Origin of the sequence: Leptolyngbya sp. NIES-2104 (genome assembly GCF_001485215.1) — a bacterium.
In the GTDB taxonomy this organism is placed as follows: Bacteria; Cyanobacteriota; Cyanobacteriia; order Leptolyngbyales; family Leptolyngbyaceae; genus Leptolyngbya.
The window spans coordinates 3277979-3293519 of record NZ_BBWW01000001.1; the positions used below are offsets into that span (position 1 = coordinate 3277979).

A 15541-nucleotide genomic window follows, 5' to 3' on the forward strand; every position below is an offset into this window, starting at 1 on the left:
ACACGATTTAAACTTTCTAGTCAGTAAACGCCGCTCTTCAGTAAGGTTTATTTGCCTTACACTATCCAGTTTCAGAGGTGAAGATAAATTACGGCTAAATCCTAGATGAAAAAGTTTTTATGTGGGTGTCTGGAGCTATAGCTTGTCGTGTCTTCAAGCAATTGCTCGTCGTGTCAACACCGTATCCGCCCTGTTAGTCATAGCAACTTGTCAGGCGTAATCGGTAAATTTCTAATGCGCTTGCCCGTCGCGTTAAAGATCGCGTTCGCCACTGCGCCTGCCACACCACAGATTGCGATTTCACCGAGTCCTTTAACGCCCATTGGATTGACTATCTTATCTTCTTCTGTCACAAAAACAGTTTCGATCTCGCCGATGTCAAGATTGACTGGCACATGATAATCGGCAAACGAACGGGTGATGAAATTGCCGTAGCGCGGTTCGATAACGGATTCTTCCGTCAGCGCCATTCCAATGCCCCAGATGACACCGCCGATGATCTGCGATCGCGCCGCTTTTGGATTCAGGACGCGCCCTCCGCCCGTGACGGCAACGAACCGCGGAATTTTGACCATCCCAGTTGCTTCATTGACCCAGACTTCAGCGAAATTGGCGTTAAAACTATGCGAAGAATACTTCTCCGCCTCAGGTGATGGTTTTGCATCTGCCCGCGTTTGATATTCGCTCAATTTGGCGGCTTCCATCAGTTGTACCAGAGTTGGCGGAGTCGCCCACTGCTGGTTTGATTTCGCCTGAAGTTCTTGACGCAGTTGTCCACACGCGGCGTAAACGGCGTTGGTGAAGCTGGCGGCACCGAACGATCCGACTGAACCAGCGGCGGGCGGCAGACTCGAATCGCCGATTTTGACGGTGACTTTTTCTAACGGCAAATCGAGCAGTTCGCCCGCCGTTTGCGCGATGATCGTGTAGGTTCCTGTGCCTAAATCTGATGCCGCAAGTTCAACGCTGGCACGCACATCCGCGGCTTTGCGGGTGAGTTTGACCATAGCGGACGAGTCCCGCGTTCGAGCCGGGTAGGTGGCGCTGCTGACCCCGTAGCCGATCAGATAGTTGCCTTGCCGAACGGTGCGCGGCTCCAGTCTGCGCCGATTCCAGCCAAACACTTCTGCGCCTCTGGTGAGACATTGCACAACCGAACGCGACGACCAGGGTTTGCCGTTTGATGGGTCTCGCGCTGGCTCGTTGCGGAGACGAAATTCGATCGGGTCGAGGCGCAACTGATAGGCGAGTTCATCCATTGCCGATTCGAGCGCGAAGCTGCCCGTGGATTGACCCGGACCGCGGGTGAAAGTCGGCAGGATAATGTTCATGGGCACAACGCGGTAGGTCACTAGCGAATTCGGCGAGTCATACATAATTTTTGCGCCCTCGCCGCAATCTTCGAGAAATTCGGCAGTTGTGGCGGTGTGCGTCGTTGTGTCGTGTCCGATCGCGGTGAGTTTACCGTCTTGGGTCGCAGCTAGACGCAGGCGCTGGTGATTTCTCTGCCGCAGTCCCACTGAGTTGAACATCTGCTGGCGCGAAAGAGCAAGTTTAACCGGACGCTTTACGGCTTGAGCCGCGATCGCGGCTATCACCAGATTGCTCCACTGAGAGCCTTTCGCGCCGAAACCGCCACCGACATGGGGCGTAACAATACGGACGTTTTCCGGCGGCAAACCCAGCGTCCCTGCCGCCGCTCTTTGCACGCCGTTCACAACCTGCGCTTCGTTGTAAAGCGTCAGTTTGTTGGGGGCTTCCCACACGGCAATCGTCGCGTGTGGAGCCATCGGGTGATGATGCTCGATCGGCGTTTCGTAAACCGCTTCGACTTTAAATTTGGCGGATTGAAAAGCTGTATTGAGATCGCCGCGCCCGTCGTCCTGAAATTCTTTCCCTGTGGGAACTACCGCTTCATTGATATGTTTTTCAAACTCAATTTTCGCTGCCGACTTTTGGTAAGAAACTTTCACTAAACGCGCCGCAGCCCGCGCCTGCTCGAAGGTTTCAGCAACAACGACACCGATGTGCTGCCCATAGAACTCAATTTTATTATCTTGCAGCAACGCCCCGCCACGGATGCTGCTATCCGGTCTCGCATCGGGCGCGTTTGCTTTCAAATTCAGCTTAGGCGCGTTTTTGTGAGTGATGACCGCCAAAACTCCCGCTGATTGTTCTGCCGCGCTTTGGTCAATCTCCGAAATTGTCCCAGCGGCAATCTCGCTTTTGAAAATCACGGCATATGCCAAGTTTGGAATTTTGTGATCAGTCGCGTAATTTGCCGCTCCGGTCACTTTCGAGATTCCATCAACCCGGCTTGTCGCCTCACCGATCAACTTTCTGCGTTTCATCTCTTGCTTAACCTCAATTTGATCTTGCTCATATCTCCGATCGACGAGCCAGAACGCGGTTGGGCGCTCGTTTTAACTCTCCATTGCCCTCTGCAATGCGCTGATGATGGCACGTTTGCCGAGTTCAACTTTGAATTGGTTATGTTCGAGCGGTTTCGCTTGGCGCATTTCTGCTTCAGCCGCCGCCGCAAAATTCACCTCGGTCGCCGCTTTACCCGTCAGGAATCGCTCGGCTTCCGTGGCGCGCCACGGTTTGTGCGAGACACCGCCCATTGCCACTCGCACCTGTTTGATTTGATTGCCGTCCATCTCTAACGCGGCGGCGACCGAGACGAGCGCAAAGGCGTAACTGCTGCGATCACGCACTTTCAAGTAGTGACTTTTAGCAGCAAAATTGTTTCTCGGCAGTTCGATCGCTGTAACCAATTCGCCTCGGTCTAAGTTGTTGTCTTTTTCCGGGTTGTTCTCTGGCAGACGGTGGTAGTTGGTAAAGGCAATCGATCGCACTGTGCCGTCTGAGCGCTGCACCTGCACAATCGGATCGAGGGCAGCAAGCGCGATCGCCATATCGCTGGGATAAACCGCGACACACTGTTCCGACCAGCCGAAGATCGCATGATAGCGGTTGATGCCTTCTAATGCGCCGCAGCCCGTGCCGGGATTGCGTTTGTTACAGGGCATCGCCGTATCGTAAAAGTACGGGCAGCGCGTTCGCTGATTGAGATTGCCGCCGTTGGTTGCCATGTTGCGAATCTGTCCGCTAGCACCTGCTAAAATCGCCTGCGTCAATAGCGGGTAGTTTTGCCGCACGAGGGGGTGATTCGCCGTATCGGAGTTTTTCGCCAGCGCTCCGATCGAGAGATTGCCACTTCCCGCAACGGTGCCGATTTGCGTCAGGTTCAAGCGCGTGATATCCACCAGTTCAACCGGACGGGCTACGTCTTCCTTCATTAAATCGATCAGGTTGGTGCCGCCCGCTAGAAACTGGGAATTTGCATTTGCCGCAACGGTTTTCACGGCTGTGTTTGCATCCTTCGCTTTTGTGTACTGAAAAGGTCTCATAATTTATGCTGCCGCCTCGCTTGCTTCCGTTTTCATTTCTGGCGTGTCGAATATCGCCTCTTCATTCGCAAACTGCCCTGCCTGTGCCTTGCCCGTGTGAACTTCCCTGATTGCTGCGACAATGTTTGGATACGCGCCGCAGCGACAGATATTGCCCGACATTCTTTCTCTGATCTCGTCATCAGAGAGTTGCACTGAGCGCGGTTCCTGCCGCACGTCTGCTGTAACATAGCTGGCTTCGCCGTTTCGCGCTTCATCGAGAACAGCGATCGCGGAACAAATCTGACCGGGCGTGCAGTAGCCGCACTGAAACCCGTCGTTCTTGATGAACGCCGCCTGCATCGGATGCAAATTATCGCCTTGCGCTAACCCCTCGATCGTGGTCACCTCGCTGCCTTCACAGGTCGCCGCCAAGGTCAGGCAGGACAACACGCGCCGCCCATCAACAATCACCGTACAGGCACCGCACTGCCCGTGATCACAGCCTTTTTTCGAGCCAGTTAGCCCAATCTGTTCGCGCAGGGCATCGAGTAACGTCACGCGCGAATCAAGCGCGAGTGAACGAGATGAGTTATTGATCTTCAGTGCCACATTTACAGCATTAGATGGCGATGGAACGGCTGGGGGTTGCGGACTGATTTGAGCAATCGATCGCTTCATCCAGTTGCTGGCAGTTGCGACCACCGTGCTCACAATTATCAGTTGACCGAAGCGTCTTCTTCTTAGCTTAATTCTCATATGCGTTCTCTTCCTCTATAAATCGTCTCTACAGCTCAATTGAGAGTCTTGAGTTAGTTATGCAGATAATGTTTGATCGCGATTCGATAACAGCACAATACGCCGTCGAATTCGCCAGATTAACCCAGTTTGCTCCAGTTGCTCCAGTAACCGTGTCACGGTCACGCGGGTAGTGCTGATTGTTTCTGCAAGCTGTTGGTGCGTCAGGGGTAGATCAATCAATGTGCCTTGCTCAATCGGGCGACCAAACTTCTGGGCTAACCAGGTTAGCAATTCAAGTAAGCGAAGTTGAATGCGATCGCGATGCACAATACTCAGGAGTTGTTCTACCTGTTGTCCATGTAAGACAACAGGCTCTAAAAGGTGGTGCCAGAGTGAAGTTGGCACTGCTGTCACTTTTACACTTGTTAAACACTCAATCTTGTAGGGAGCAATTCGAGACAGGGGTTGACCTACCACATCTTGCACTCCCCAGTAGCCCAATGTACTCTTTGTTCCTATTTCATTCCACGTTACTGTGCGAACGATCCCATGCTCAATTTTCCACAACAGATCGAGTTGGGGTGGAATTAAGCTTTGTTGGTTAAACACTCGCTGTTCTAGATTGAGCAATGCAATGGTCATTGATCAGAATCTCCATAGACAGACATTTCAAATCGTTTCGTTCATCGCTAGATTAATCAACAGAAGTGACACAAAAATGTCAGCCATTGATTCACTCCCACGTCGCCTGACTCTCCTATGGGCTTAACGCCCAATCACTGATATGCGGATTGTGTTCTTTCAGGAACTCAATGGTGATATTTGTGGGAGTATTGGTGCTAACTGGAACGAATACTCGACAGAATTCGTATTGGTATAGCGTCCAAAGTAGAGCGACGATCGGGGAGTAGTAAATTGGATAAATAATGGCAGCGAAGCCCTTGCGACAATTGCAAATATGCTTGCAATATAATCTTTCCTCCTACAATAATTCCACCTTCCTTTAGATAGATAAAGGTACATAGAGCTACCTACGCTAGCAATCATTGTTAATGAGTCAAGTCTCACGAAGCCAATAAAAACACTCACGGTGATGGTTTTTTGAAGTTTCATCCATTTTTTAGTTAAAAATGTGTTGCTGAAGACAGTAGTGGAGACGGTATTTCATCTAGAACATAGCCGCTCTTTCAATTCATCAGGAATCTGCTCCCACAACTCCCAAATCAAATCCATCTCTGCCAGTCTCCGCATGTAGATGAATTCTGGAACCTGTCGCGGGCTACCAAACCAACGACCCACCGTGGCAATGCTGCAACCACAAATGATAGCGATTTGTTTCTGAGTCACATTCCACTTGCGGTAGAACTCAAAGACATCCATGGAAAACTGACAGTTACTATATAGCGTCAGCAAAGTCAATTCTCTAGTCTCCAAACGGCGGTTACTTGTCATATCTAATTACCTTCGCTACCTCGACACCTGTATAGAATTAGAAGTGGGCAACGGTTCCAGATCGTCTTGCCAGCCCCAGTCGAATTGAGTCCACTGGGAAGAAGGGCTGTCACTGTCAAGCGCAATGTAGTACTGCCATTGCCAGCAGTTTAGGTATTCTGCCCACAGATATCGCATCCCCATAACCAAGCCCCTATCAGAACTTGACGTAGGCTTCCAACCTACTCTTGATATACCGATTTGAAAGATGGGTGTTGAAATGTCTTGAGTCTGAATTTGCACTGGTTGAGTTTTATCAGTAGACATATATTTGCCTTGCGTTAGTACTAGAGCCTGCGCTTCATTTGTCCAAGGTTTGACTGTTTACTGCTTGAGAAAAATTGAGATTCGATCGATAAAACGGGATAGGTTTATCCAAAACCAGTCTACTAAAGGAATAGCTTTTGATTCAGGCTATTTCGGATAGTAGAGATAAAGGCTATTGTCAACTTGAACAAGGTCTAAGCTACTAATTTACTGATGCTAGTGGACTGTGATTAAGGACTCCGAGCTAGGAATGCCTTGAGAACGTAAACCTGCTTGATAAGCAGATGTCACTAGACCGAAAGGTGAATGCTTTAGCTTGCCAAGAATGACAGTTTTTACTGCTCTATGTCCGTGAGAATTTCTCAAACGATGTAGTTTAAGTTTGCCAGCCTTGTTTGCCTGACACTATTCAGTTTCGGATGCTGAGATAAATTACGACTAAATCCTATATGAAAAAGTTTTTATGTGATTAACTGCGCTATGGTCGCCCATTCAAGTGAGTAGACCTCCTGCATGAATGCCCGCCGAATGGAATTCGCCAAGGCACAATGATTCGTGCAGGAGGTCTAGTATTGTTCTGCGATCGCGTGCAGAAAATGGCTGTACAGTGCCAAATAAAAAGGCACTGTACAGCATAGCAATCTAGATAGGCGATACTAGCACTTCGTTGACCGATGAAGTTGCATTTCCACCTGTTTTTGTTGAGCCACCAAACACAAAGATTCGGTTGCCAATGGTCGATGCTCCTAGTCCATGTCGGGGGGTTGGCAGAGACGGCAGTGCTTGCCATTGATTGGTTTGTGGATCGTAAACCCAACTTTCGGCGAAAACCTTCTGCTCTGGAACCCACTGTTCGCCGCCAAATACGTAAAGCTTGCCGTTGAGGGCGGTTGCCGCCAGACCTCCTTGGGCTTGAGGCATCGGCGATCGCGTTTCCCAACGATCGAGCTTCGGATCGTAAACCTCAAGATTTGGCACATTCACCTGCCGCGCTGTGCCATCGGCATTCTTGGCAAACTTGCGCCCCCCAACCACATAGATCTTGCCATCAATCACAGCCGACGCTGCGCTGTTTCGCGGGGTTGGTGCATTGGCACGGGTTGACCAACGCCTAGTTGTGGGATCAAAGACTTCGTTTCGCACACTATCAATGTGGTCATTGAACAACCGAGCATCGTCAGTGGCTCGAACGCGCCCACCGATCAGGTATATCTTGTCATCGACCACTGCGGATACGCCCTCGCCACGAGCCGCTGGCAGGTCAATCCCTCTAGTCCAAGTATTAGAAGCAGGATTGTAGATGAACATTGTTGGCAGCGCCCGCCAGTTGGGGAACCCACCTGTGAAACCGCCAACACCATAAAGCAATCCATTGACTGCCGATAGTGTAATGTGATGGCGAGCTTCAGGGAGTGGTCTTAATGCTGTCCATGCATTCTTGACTGGGTCGTAAGACTCGAAATGCGCAGTGAACTTAGTGAATGGATTGAGTATCCCGCCGACCACATAAATTTTGTTGTTCAAAACCTCTGGATAGAGTTCCTGCCGAGCGATCGTTGCGGGTGCAGCTTTAGTCCAATATGCCGTCTGGTTTTGTGCTTGACTGAATACGGACGAAGCTAGCACTATGAGCGAAAACACCAAAAATGACAGAGAAATCAAATATCTATGTCGATGTAGCATCATACACACTCCATTACTCGACTATTCTCAAGCTGAAATATTGCACCCACAGGCAGTGGCTGAAGCTATTCAGCCGATCGTAAAAGTATCTTACCGTGAGCGCGCCCTGAAGCACTGTGAGCAAGACCCTGCTGTACTTCGCTGAGATGGAAAGTGCGATCGACAATTACGCGAAGCTGACCTGCGTCACAGAGTCCGGAGATGAGGTCTAGACGTGCTGAGTGCGATCGATGACCGATGAAGGTTGCGATAACACCATGCGCCTCGGCTTGTTTTTGATCTGGCGGCATTACGATCGATACGAGGAATCCACCTGGCTTGATTACCTGATATGACTTAGATAGAGTTTCGCCGCCGATCGTGTCTAACACAACATCCACATCGTGCAACGCAACGGAGAAGTCTTCTGTACGATAGTCAATCACCTGATCTGCTCCCAAACTGTGAACAAGATCTGCATTCGCAGCGGACGCGGTGGAAATCACATGAGCGTCAATGTATTTTGCAAGCTGTACCGCAAAGCTGCCAACACCACCCGCTCCAGCATGGATAAGGACTGTTTGCCCAGACTTAAGATGGGCAGTCTCGAAAAGCGCCTGCCATGCCGTCCCTGCGGCAGTCGGCAGCCCCGCACTTGTTGCTAAATCCAGCTTTGTAGGAGCTGTCGTCAGAAGCTGTGCTGGAACGACTACGAATTCGGCGAATGCACCGCCGCGATGTTTATTCAAACTCGAACCGGGTTCTAGGCGAGCAATAACGCGGTCTCCCTGCTTCCACCGAGCAGCCAATAGACCCGCTTCAACGACGGTTCCAGACAAATCCGTACCGACTGTGTACGGCATCGTTAGCGGAAAGTAGTCCTTCATAGCGCCGCTGATCAATTTCACATCAAGCGGATTGATGCTTGCTGCTTCCACCTGAACCAATACTTCATCCAGTCCGATCGTTGGAACTGGAATCTCTTCAAGGACTGCGTTATCGATACTTCCATATTGATGAATTCGGACTGCTTTCATGATGCGTTTCCTTTGTAATGGGTTGAAAGTGAGTAGAAAAGTTTTCAAGTCTTATGACTGTTTTGGTAGCGGTTGGAGGCGAGAGCGATCCGCTTGCTCAGCCGGACGGACGATCGTAGCGTAGGCGGCAAAGGCGGCTGACGCGAACAATGACATCACGCTAGTCATCGCGATCGCAGTCCGTCCATCGTAGAAGAAGGCAACCAGCGCACTGGCAAGTGTGCCACCGATCGCCATCTGCGTGAATCCCAATACAGCAGCAGCGACTCCAGCAACTTCTGGCACTGGCTGAAGCGCTCCATGCTTCGCGTTGGGAGCAATTAGCCCGAAGCAGAACGTATTGAGAACTAGAAGCGGCAGCAGCGTTATGACGCGGACAGAATTACTGATAGACACCAGCACCAGCGCGATCGCGGAAACAACTGCAAGCGTGAGTCCGACTTTGAGCAAGCGCGACGGCGGCACACCGCGAACACTCAAGCGCCCATTCAAGAACGAGCCTGCCATAATCGCGAAAGCAGTTGCAGCGAAGAACCAACCGTAGAGCGTCGTTGAAATGCCTAAAACCTGAATCAAGATGAGCGGTGAGCCAGCAACGTAAGCAAACATACACCCAAAGCTCAACGCGTTCACGAGCGCGTAGCCCACACAGATTCGATCACTCAGAACTCGAAGGTAGTTGCTGATCAGGCGGCGAGGGGAGATCGCACTTTGATCGCGATGAGCAATGGATTCTTCAAACCCAATCGCGATCGTACCGACAAGAACTAGACCGCCAACTGCCAGCACTCCATAAATCGATCGCCAGTCTGCGATCGTCAGAACTAACCCACCAATCGTGGGTGCAATCATCGGCGCAATGCTCATCACCAGATTGATATAAGAGAACTGTGTTCGGGCGGCAGCACCTTCAAACAAGTCGCGCACGATCGCCATCTCTAGGACAGCAGCAGCACCCGCCCCGGCACCCCCAACCAACCGCCAGAGAATCAATGCGTGAATTGAGGGCGCGATCGTACACATGACATTCGCGAGGGCGAAGACTCCACAACCGATGAATAGAACCGGGCGACGACCATATCGATCTGAAACGGGTCCAAAAATAAGCTGCGCGATCGCAAAGCCAGCCATGAACAGACTGAGGGTTAAACCTGTAGCAGCAGGGGGAGCATTGAAGGATGTGCCAAGTGCTTTGAGGGCGGGCAATCCCATGTCGATCGCTAAGGGCGGTAACGCAGCCAACGCACCTAGCAGCAGAGTAAATCCCAAAGAGTTAGGTCGAATTCGCATAGTTTCTCTTCCGATTCCGATAGCTGCTGACTGATGATAAAAATGGGTCAGTTTCTAGCTCGGCAGTGCAGCGGGCGACCACGCACCAATTTGGTGCAGCATTCCGAACCAATCTTCCAAGTGCCAGGTGTGCGAAATGCGATCGCGATCGAAGTGATGAAACTCATGCAGCGCGATCGAGACTGGCTTTCCTGTCGGCTGCAAGCCAAAGATTTCCCCCTGGTGAGTCGCAACGATTCGCGCCCGCACACCTGCGCGATTCGGTTGTGCAATTACCTCGTCAATGATGATCTGCAAGTCGGGAAACGCAGTAAAAAACATTGGCATCAGCGGTTTCATACCCTCAGGACCAGGAGCTTGACCGGGCGCAAGCGGAATGTCCTGCCAATCTGAGGTCACCGCTTCGTCGAGAAGGTTAGGATTTTTATCGCTGAAGGCTCGGTAAAACGTTTCGAGTGACTGTTTTTGCGCCACTGTTAAGGCTGAAGTCTGAATCGTCGCCATAGAATCCTCTACTAATAACAAACGCGAATGAGACTACGACGATCATTACATGCAAAACATAATGTGTCCAATGCATATCTAGGATAGCCACTATACCAATGCTGATATAGCGTGAAGCTATAGCTTCCAACCGTAGAACAAACCCCTTGTTGCCGATAGTGTGATGTGATGCTGTGCTTCAGGAAGCATGGTACAAAGTCATTCAGTGGCTATGTGGGTGCGGATGCTGTTGGTAGTGCTGCCGGAGTAAATCTTTACCGTAGTCGTTGCCATTCGGCGTTCGCACCACGCTGTGAATATGTTCACGTGTAGGCTGACCCCGTTCTAAATAGCTCAGAGCGATCGGAGTCTGATGATCGAACTCAATCAAGATCACCGGGCTATGGATACGGTAGTAAAAGACGCTGTTCGGCTTCGTCTCGCCGATCCAAGCGAACCGGGTTTCCTCCAGATGCTGCCGCACCTCGGACATCTTGACCTCTGCATGCCCGTCGCGCATGTTCCCCACATACTCGCCGATCAAATCGAGTAATTGCTTCTTCTGCTCGGCTGTGAACTCCGCCGCGCGAATGCCAGCATAGTCGAGAACGATGTTGTCACTGAACGCTTCACCCAGGTTGTTGTTGCGGGTCTTAGAAACCCGGATGATAGCTTTCTGACGCTGTGCATCATTGAGCGCGTTGATCAGCGATAGACCCTTATTTTGTTCGTTTTGCATCACGATCGTACCTTTGTACCGACCGGAGTTAGCTATCACTGGCTCGGAACCCATGAAAGTAGGTGTCATCACCACTTGATCACCCAGCACGAAGTAGTTAACAATCAAATGGTGCCCGTCGAGCTGCCAGCCCCACGGCTCCGTATCTGAAGGCGTGCCCATCACCGTGAGCCAGTAGCGACCCTCGCCGTATTCCTCGAAGTTATTGTTCAGCTCGCCCAGCGTGTGGTTGAGCCGCATAATGTCGCGCGACTGTTTCAATCCCTTGGCGCTGAGCGAAGCTCGCAACAGATTGAAAGCTATCTCACGCTGGGATTCAGTCATCTCATAGAAGCCTGTGCCCTGACGGATGTAAAAGTGCTGGTTCATCCACTTACGCCATTCCGGGTCGTCAACCGAAAATACTGTCTTGGTGCGCTGCGTCGGAGTCAAAGCGGCGAGAAAAGCATCAGCAGACCTGCGGACGGGCGCAGTAGAAACTCCGGTCGAGCGGATGGGGAACAAACCTGAGACAACATTGCCGTTTGTGGTAACCCCCTTAAACGGCTCGGCTAGACCACGGGCTTCGGCTTCTTGCGACCTGCGCCGAAAGCTCTCAGCGAGAGCACCTGATAACTGCTGTGCATGAGATTTGACACCTCGTGTCAAGACACTAGCGAGACTGACGACAGCGCTAGTGCCTGCCATGATACTCAAGAATTTACGACGTTTCATGTTCATAATGACCTCATAGATTCGGCTTTAACGATCGCAATCGGGAAGTGCTGAAACCGATTCAGCCGGGCGTAGAGTGAACCTACTACAACCATTACAAGACATCTACAATGAATGTGTCCAATGCATATTATGGATAAGCACTATATCAAGGGTGGTATATATTCAGATCATGGCTCAACAGTTCCCCAACCTCTCGCACATCGACCTCAATCAACTTCTGGCTTTGCAAGCCATCCTAGAGGAGAGGCATGTCACTCGCGCCGCCGTTCGCGCCTCGCTCAGTCAGCCAGCGATGAGCCGAGTGCTCAGTCGATTGCGGGTAGCACTCGGCGACGACCTGCTCGTTCGGAGTGGCACGGGGTACGAGCGGACACCGCGTGGCGATCGCTTGCTGCAAGAGTTAGAAGTCCTCCTGCCTCGCCTCAATGCGGCGATCAGAGGCGATAACTTTGATCCTTCCACCACACAACAACAGTTTCGGGTGACAGGCACCGATTATGCCGCCGCTGCGATCATCAGCGGTACCCTGCAACTGTGCCGCAAATCTGCTCCCGGTGTTCGCGTCGAAGTTATTGGCTGGACAGAAGATAGCTACCGTTATGTAGAGATGGGTCGCTGCGATGTGGCGCTTGGGGTTGGCAGCGTACCAAGTTCGCCTAGAGGATTGAAGGTGGAAGTGCTGTATCAGGAACACTTCGTGTGCCTTGTGAGTGCGGACAACCCATTCAAGCACGAGCGTTTTTCTTTAGACGAGTACCTACGTCACCCACATGCAGTAATTGCAACCGCAGAAGGGCAGCAAACGATGATCGATCGTCCGCTTGCTGAGCTTGGGAAGGCAAGAAATGTCGTGCTTCAGTCACCCTACTTCATGGCAACGGCGCTCAATATTGTAGATACCGACTTAATCTTCACCGTCCCAATGCGTGTCGCACTCGAACTTTCAAAGTTAGCGAACTTTCGGCAGGTACTCCCTCCTCAAGAGATTGCTGGCTTTCCCTACACCATGATCTGGCATCCTCGGTTCGGTGGTGATTCTGGACAGGCATGGTTCCGTGACCAGATTCGGGCGGCTGTAAAATGATGGTGAGAACTAGCGATAGGGGCTATATTGTCACCTTACTATTTCAATAAATGTTGGGATGATTGTGAAAATCAAGAGCATCGAGATTAATCAAAAATCATGGCAGTCCATACTTTTGTTAGGCTGAAATTTGTTCTAGATGCTGCTAGGATTCATAGAGTAAATCTTGAGGGAGCGCAAAATGCAAAGTCAAAGCGTAGATTTAATCCGAACCCTCTTCCAAAGTCGCTTGGCGACTCTTGAATATCTTTTGAAGTCAGCTCAAACTCATTTTGGCGATAATGAGTCATTTCTTCAAAAGCGCATTGCGGCTGATATGTTTCCCTTCGGTACACAAATTGCTTTCACCTGCAATCAACCCCGCAACTTTGCTCTCTGGTGTGATGGTAAACCTGCGAACAATCTAGATCCAGATGTCACATCTCTCGCACAGGCATACGGGCACATCGCAAACACCAAGGAACTTCTTTTGGGTATTGATGTTGAAGATGCAAAGCTAGCTGAGGTGACGCGCATTTACGAGGGACAAAGCCTCTACATCGAGTTTTCTGGTAACGCCTATGTAAATGAATTTTTAATTCCAAACTTTTACTTCCATCTGGTCACAGCTTATGACATTCTTCGCATGGCTGGTTTGCCAATTGGAAAACGAGATTACATGATGCACTTGGTGCCATTAATTAGAAAGGAATGAAGCCTAACAATAAGCCCTAAGGCGGACTGTTGAGAGATTTTGGTGGTATTGCAAAGGTTACTCACAGCCGCTCAGCCGGGACGATAGACAGAGATGAGGCTGTAGAGGTGTAAGTTTAAAATCTCAATCATCAAAAGCGTTGCTTGAGATTGCAGAGGAAATGAATGTATGAATCAGTCAATGCTGCACACAGTCGATACGCAAATCTTGTGATTACGCACGCTGGAATGAATACGGTAATGGAATCTCTGAGTCAAGCGGTGCCGATGGTGGCAATCCCGATTGCCATCGATCAGCCTGGTATTGCTGCGCGGATTGCGTGGACGGGTGTGGGCAAGGTCGTGCCGCTGTCTCGTTTGGGGACTCCGATGCTACGCGAAGCCATTATTGAAGTGCTAACGCAGGAATCTTATCAAGCGAATGCAGCGCGATCGCAACAGGCACTTCAGGAAGCAGGAGGCGTGTCTCGTGCGGTGGATATCATTGAACAGGCAATCTCAATCGGAGATTGAACGCACCTATCACAACGATGTGCAATTAGGGATCTCCTGGATGTCAAATTTAACATTCACCATCAATCACAACGCTTTCTGTTGAAAGCACAAACTCGCAGCCATGCAAGTCAAGGAACTTTTCCTCGTCGGGGCGAATGGTTTGAAGATAACTCTCTGAGCCGAAAACCGCTTCAAGCCCCGCGACATCATCAAACCAAAGCTCGGTGACTCCATCGAAGGTAATGGATGGTAGTCCTGAAAGAGACGCTTGGATGGTATGGCATTGCACATAACGGCGGACGTGCTGCTGCACCTCAGGAAGCGAACAAAAAAGAGGTGCGTGCTTTTCACGGTGATACTCCACAAACTCCTGGTGCGTTAGTGACAGCTTTTGCCGCTGCGTGATCGAGGCATATAGAGCCTGCATCATGCTCTTCAGGCTGCTGTAAATCCGCATCTGTCGAATTTCATATTTCAAACACAAAAATCCTGTTCAAGCACTATATCCCGATTTGCAAAACAATTTTGCCGCGTGTGCGTCCGCTTTGGGAAAGTTGATGTGCCTTTTTCACCTCCGCGAGCGGCAAAACGGTTGAAACGTGCGCTTTTAATCTGCCTTCGTCAACCAATTTGCTGATCGCGGCTAATTGTTCCGCGTTGGGTTTGCAGTAGACCCGTGCGGCTTTGATGCCAAATTCCTGCGCTTTTTCTTCGGACGGAAACTGCACTGCTGTCACCAGAAAGCCGCCTTTTTTCAAAGTTTGGAACGCTCTTTCAAACGTGTCGCCGCCGACCGTATCGAAAACGACATCCACATCTTTGACGACTGCTTCAAAGGGTTGCTTGGTGTAATCCACGAACTCGTCTGCACCCAAATCTCTGACGAACGCTTCATTGCGACCCGAAGCCATACCGATCACGAATGCGTCTTTTGCTTTAGCAAGTTGAACCGCCAGCGAACCGACCCCGCCTGACGCGGCAGTGATCAAAACTCTCTGCCCGCTACTCAGATTCGCTAAATCGAACATCGCTTGCCACGCCGTCAACGCGCCGAGCGGAATCGCCGCCGCGTTCTCGAAATCGAGACTTTGGGGTTTGGGTGCCATGTCTCCAATTTTGGCGATCGCATACTCGGCATAACCTCCAGAGGTCACAATTCCGTAAACTGCATCACCTTCCTTGAAATCTTTGACATCATCGCCCACCTTTTCGATTGTTCCGGCGATCTCGCCACCGAGAAAGATGGGAAGTTTCAGCCCTAACCTTTCGCCCATTCCACCCCGGATTTTCCAGTCAACTGGATTGACCCCGGCGACGTGAACTTTCACCAAGACTTCGTCCGCTTTCGGCTCTGGACGATCGACATCGACATAGTTCAAAACGTCTTCGTTGCCGTATGTGTTAATTACAATTGCTTTCATTTTTTCTCCAGATTCTATTAATCGGTATG

15 protein-coding genes are annotated in these 15541 nt (G+C 50.7%); 3 read left to right on the top strand and 12 right to left on the bottom strand.

Annotation, left to right across the window (positions count from 1 at the left end):
- Positions 1-197: 197 nt before the first annotated feature.
- From NIES2104_RS15465 to NIES2104_RS15515, 10 genes are all read right to left on the bottom strand, one after another.
- Positions 198-2351 carry a xanthine dehydrogenase family protein molybdopterin-binding subunit gene (locus NIES2104_RS15465; RefSeq protein ID WP_058999180.1) on the bottom strand — a complete coding sequence of 718 codons (2154 nt, stop codon included), beginning with the start codon at positions 2349-2351 and terminating at the stop codon, positions 198-200.
- Between the two features lie 72 nt (positions 2352-2423).
- A complete protein-coding gene (locus NIES2104_RS15470) occupies positions 2424-3413 on the bottom strand; it encodes a xanthine dehydrogenase family protein subunit M (RefSeq protein WP_058999182.1) in 990 nt (329 codons plus the stop codon).
- A 3-nt stretch (positions 3414-3416) separates the two neighbouring features.
- Positions 3417-4106 carry a 2Fe-2S iron-sulfur cluster-binding protein gene (locus NIES2104_RS15475; protein ID WP_263970969.1) on the bottom strand — a complete coding sequence of 230 codons (690 nt, stop codon included), beginning with the start codon at positions 4104-4106 and terminating at the stop codon, positions 3417-3419.
- Between the two features lie 102 nt (positions 4107-4208).
- On the bottom strand, positions 4209-4775 hold the full coding sequence (locus NIES2104_RS15480) for a Crp/Fnr family transcriptional regulator (RefSeq protein ID WP_058999186.1): 567 nt from the start codon (positions 4773-4775) through the stop codon (positions 4209-4211).
- Between the two features lie 522 nt (positions 4776-5297).
- Positions 5298-5585: a hypothetical protein gene (locus tag NIES2104_RS15485; protein WP_058999188.1), complete on the bottom strand. Its 288-nt coding sequence runs from the start codon at positions 5583-5585 to the stop codon at positions 5298-5300.
- 948 nt (positions 5586-6533) lie between these two features.
- Positions 6534-7577 (bottom strand): kelch repeat-containing protein, encoded by a 1044-nt coding sequence (locus NIES2104_RS15495; RefSeq protein WP_225895248.1) that lies wholly within the window; start codon positions 7575-7577, stop codon positions 6534-6536.
- Between the two features lie 62 nt (positions 7578-7639).
- Complete coding sequence (locus tag NIES2104_RS15500) at positions 7640-8590, bottom strand: NADP-dependent oxidoreductase (protein WP_058999193.1); 951 nt, start codon at positions 8588-8590, stop codon at positions 7640-7642.
- A gap of 51 nt (positions 8591-8641) precedes the next feature.
- Positions 8642-9880: a multidrug effflux MFS transporter gene (locus NIES2104_RS15505; RefSeq protein ID WP_058999195.1), complete on the bottom strand. Its 1239-nt coding sequence runs from the start codon at positions 9878-9880 to the stop codon at positions 8642-8644.
- 54 nt (positions 9881-9934) lie between these two features.
- On the bottom strand, positions 9935-10384 hold the full coding sequence (locus NIES2104_RS15510; protein WP_058999196.1) for an ester cyclase: 450 nt from the start codon (positions 10382-10384) through the stop codon (positions 9935-9937).
- 202 nt (positions 10385-10586) lie between these two features.
- Positions 10587-11822, bottom strand: a complete 1236-nt coding sequence (locus NIES2104_RS15515) for a DUF3500 domain-containing protein (protein ID WP_202815079.1) — start codon at positions 11820-11822, stop codon at positions 10587-10589.
- A 166-nt stretch (positions 11823-11988) separates the two neighbouring features.
- Here NIES2104_RS15515 and NIES2104_RS15520 point away from each other — a divergent pair, with 166 nt between their 5' ends.
- The 3 genes from NIES2104_RS15520 (at position 11989) to NIES2104_RS15530 (ending at position 14109) form a co-directional block, all read left to right on the top strand.
- Positions 11989-12903: a LysR family transcriptional regulator gene (locus NIES2104_RS15520; protein ID WP_058999199.1), complete on the top strand. Its 915-nt coding sequence runs from the start codon at positions 11989-11991 to the stop codon at positions 12901-12903.
- Positions 12904-13084: 181 nt separating this feature from the next.
- Positions 13085-13597, top strand: a complete 513-nt coding sequence (locus NIES2104_RS15525) for a DUF1993 domain-containing protein (RefSeq protein WP_058999201.1) — start codon at positions 13085-13087, stop codon at positions 13595-13597.
- Between the two features lie 164 nt (positions 13598-13761).
- On the top strand, positions 13762-14109 hold the full coding sequence (locus tag NIES2104_RS15530) for a glycosyltransferase (protein ID WP_058999202.1): 348 nt from the start codon (positions 13762-13764) through the stop codon (positions 14107-14109).
- 49 nt (positions 14110-14158) lie between these two features.
- On the opposite strand, the gene NIES2104_RS15535 is transcribed toward NIES2104_RS15530, so the two are convergent.
- Positions 14159-14569 carry an EthD domain-containing protein gene (locus tag NIES2104_RS15535; protein ID WP_202815080.1) on the bottom strand — a complete coding sequence of 137 codons (411 nt, stop codon included), beginning with the start codon at positions 14567-14569 and terminating at the stop codon, positions 14159-14161.
- Positions 14570-14591: 22 nt separating this feature from the next.
- The gene (locus NIES2104_RS15540) at positions 14592-15512 is read right to left on the bottom strand and encodes an NADP-dependent oxidoreductase (RefSeq protein WP_058999204.1); all 921 of its coding nucleotides are present in this window, start codon (positions 15510-15512) and stop codon (positions 14592-14594) included.
- Positions 15513-15541: the final 29 nt, after the last annotated feature.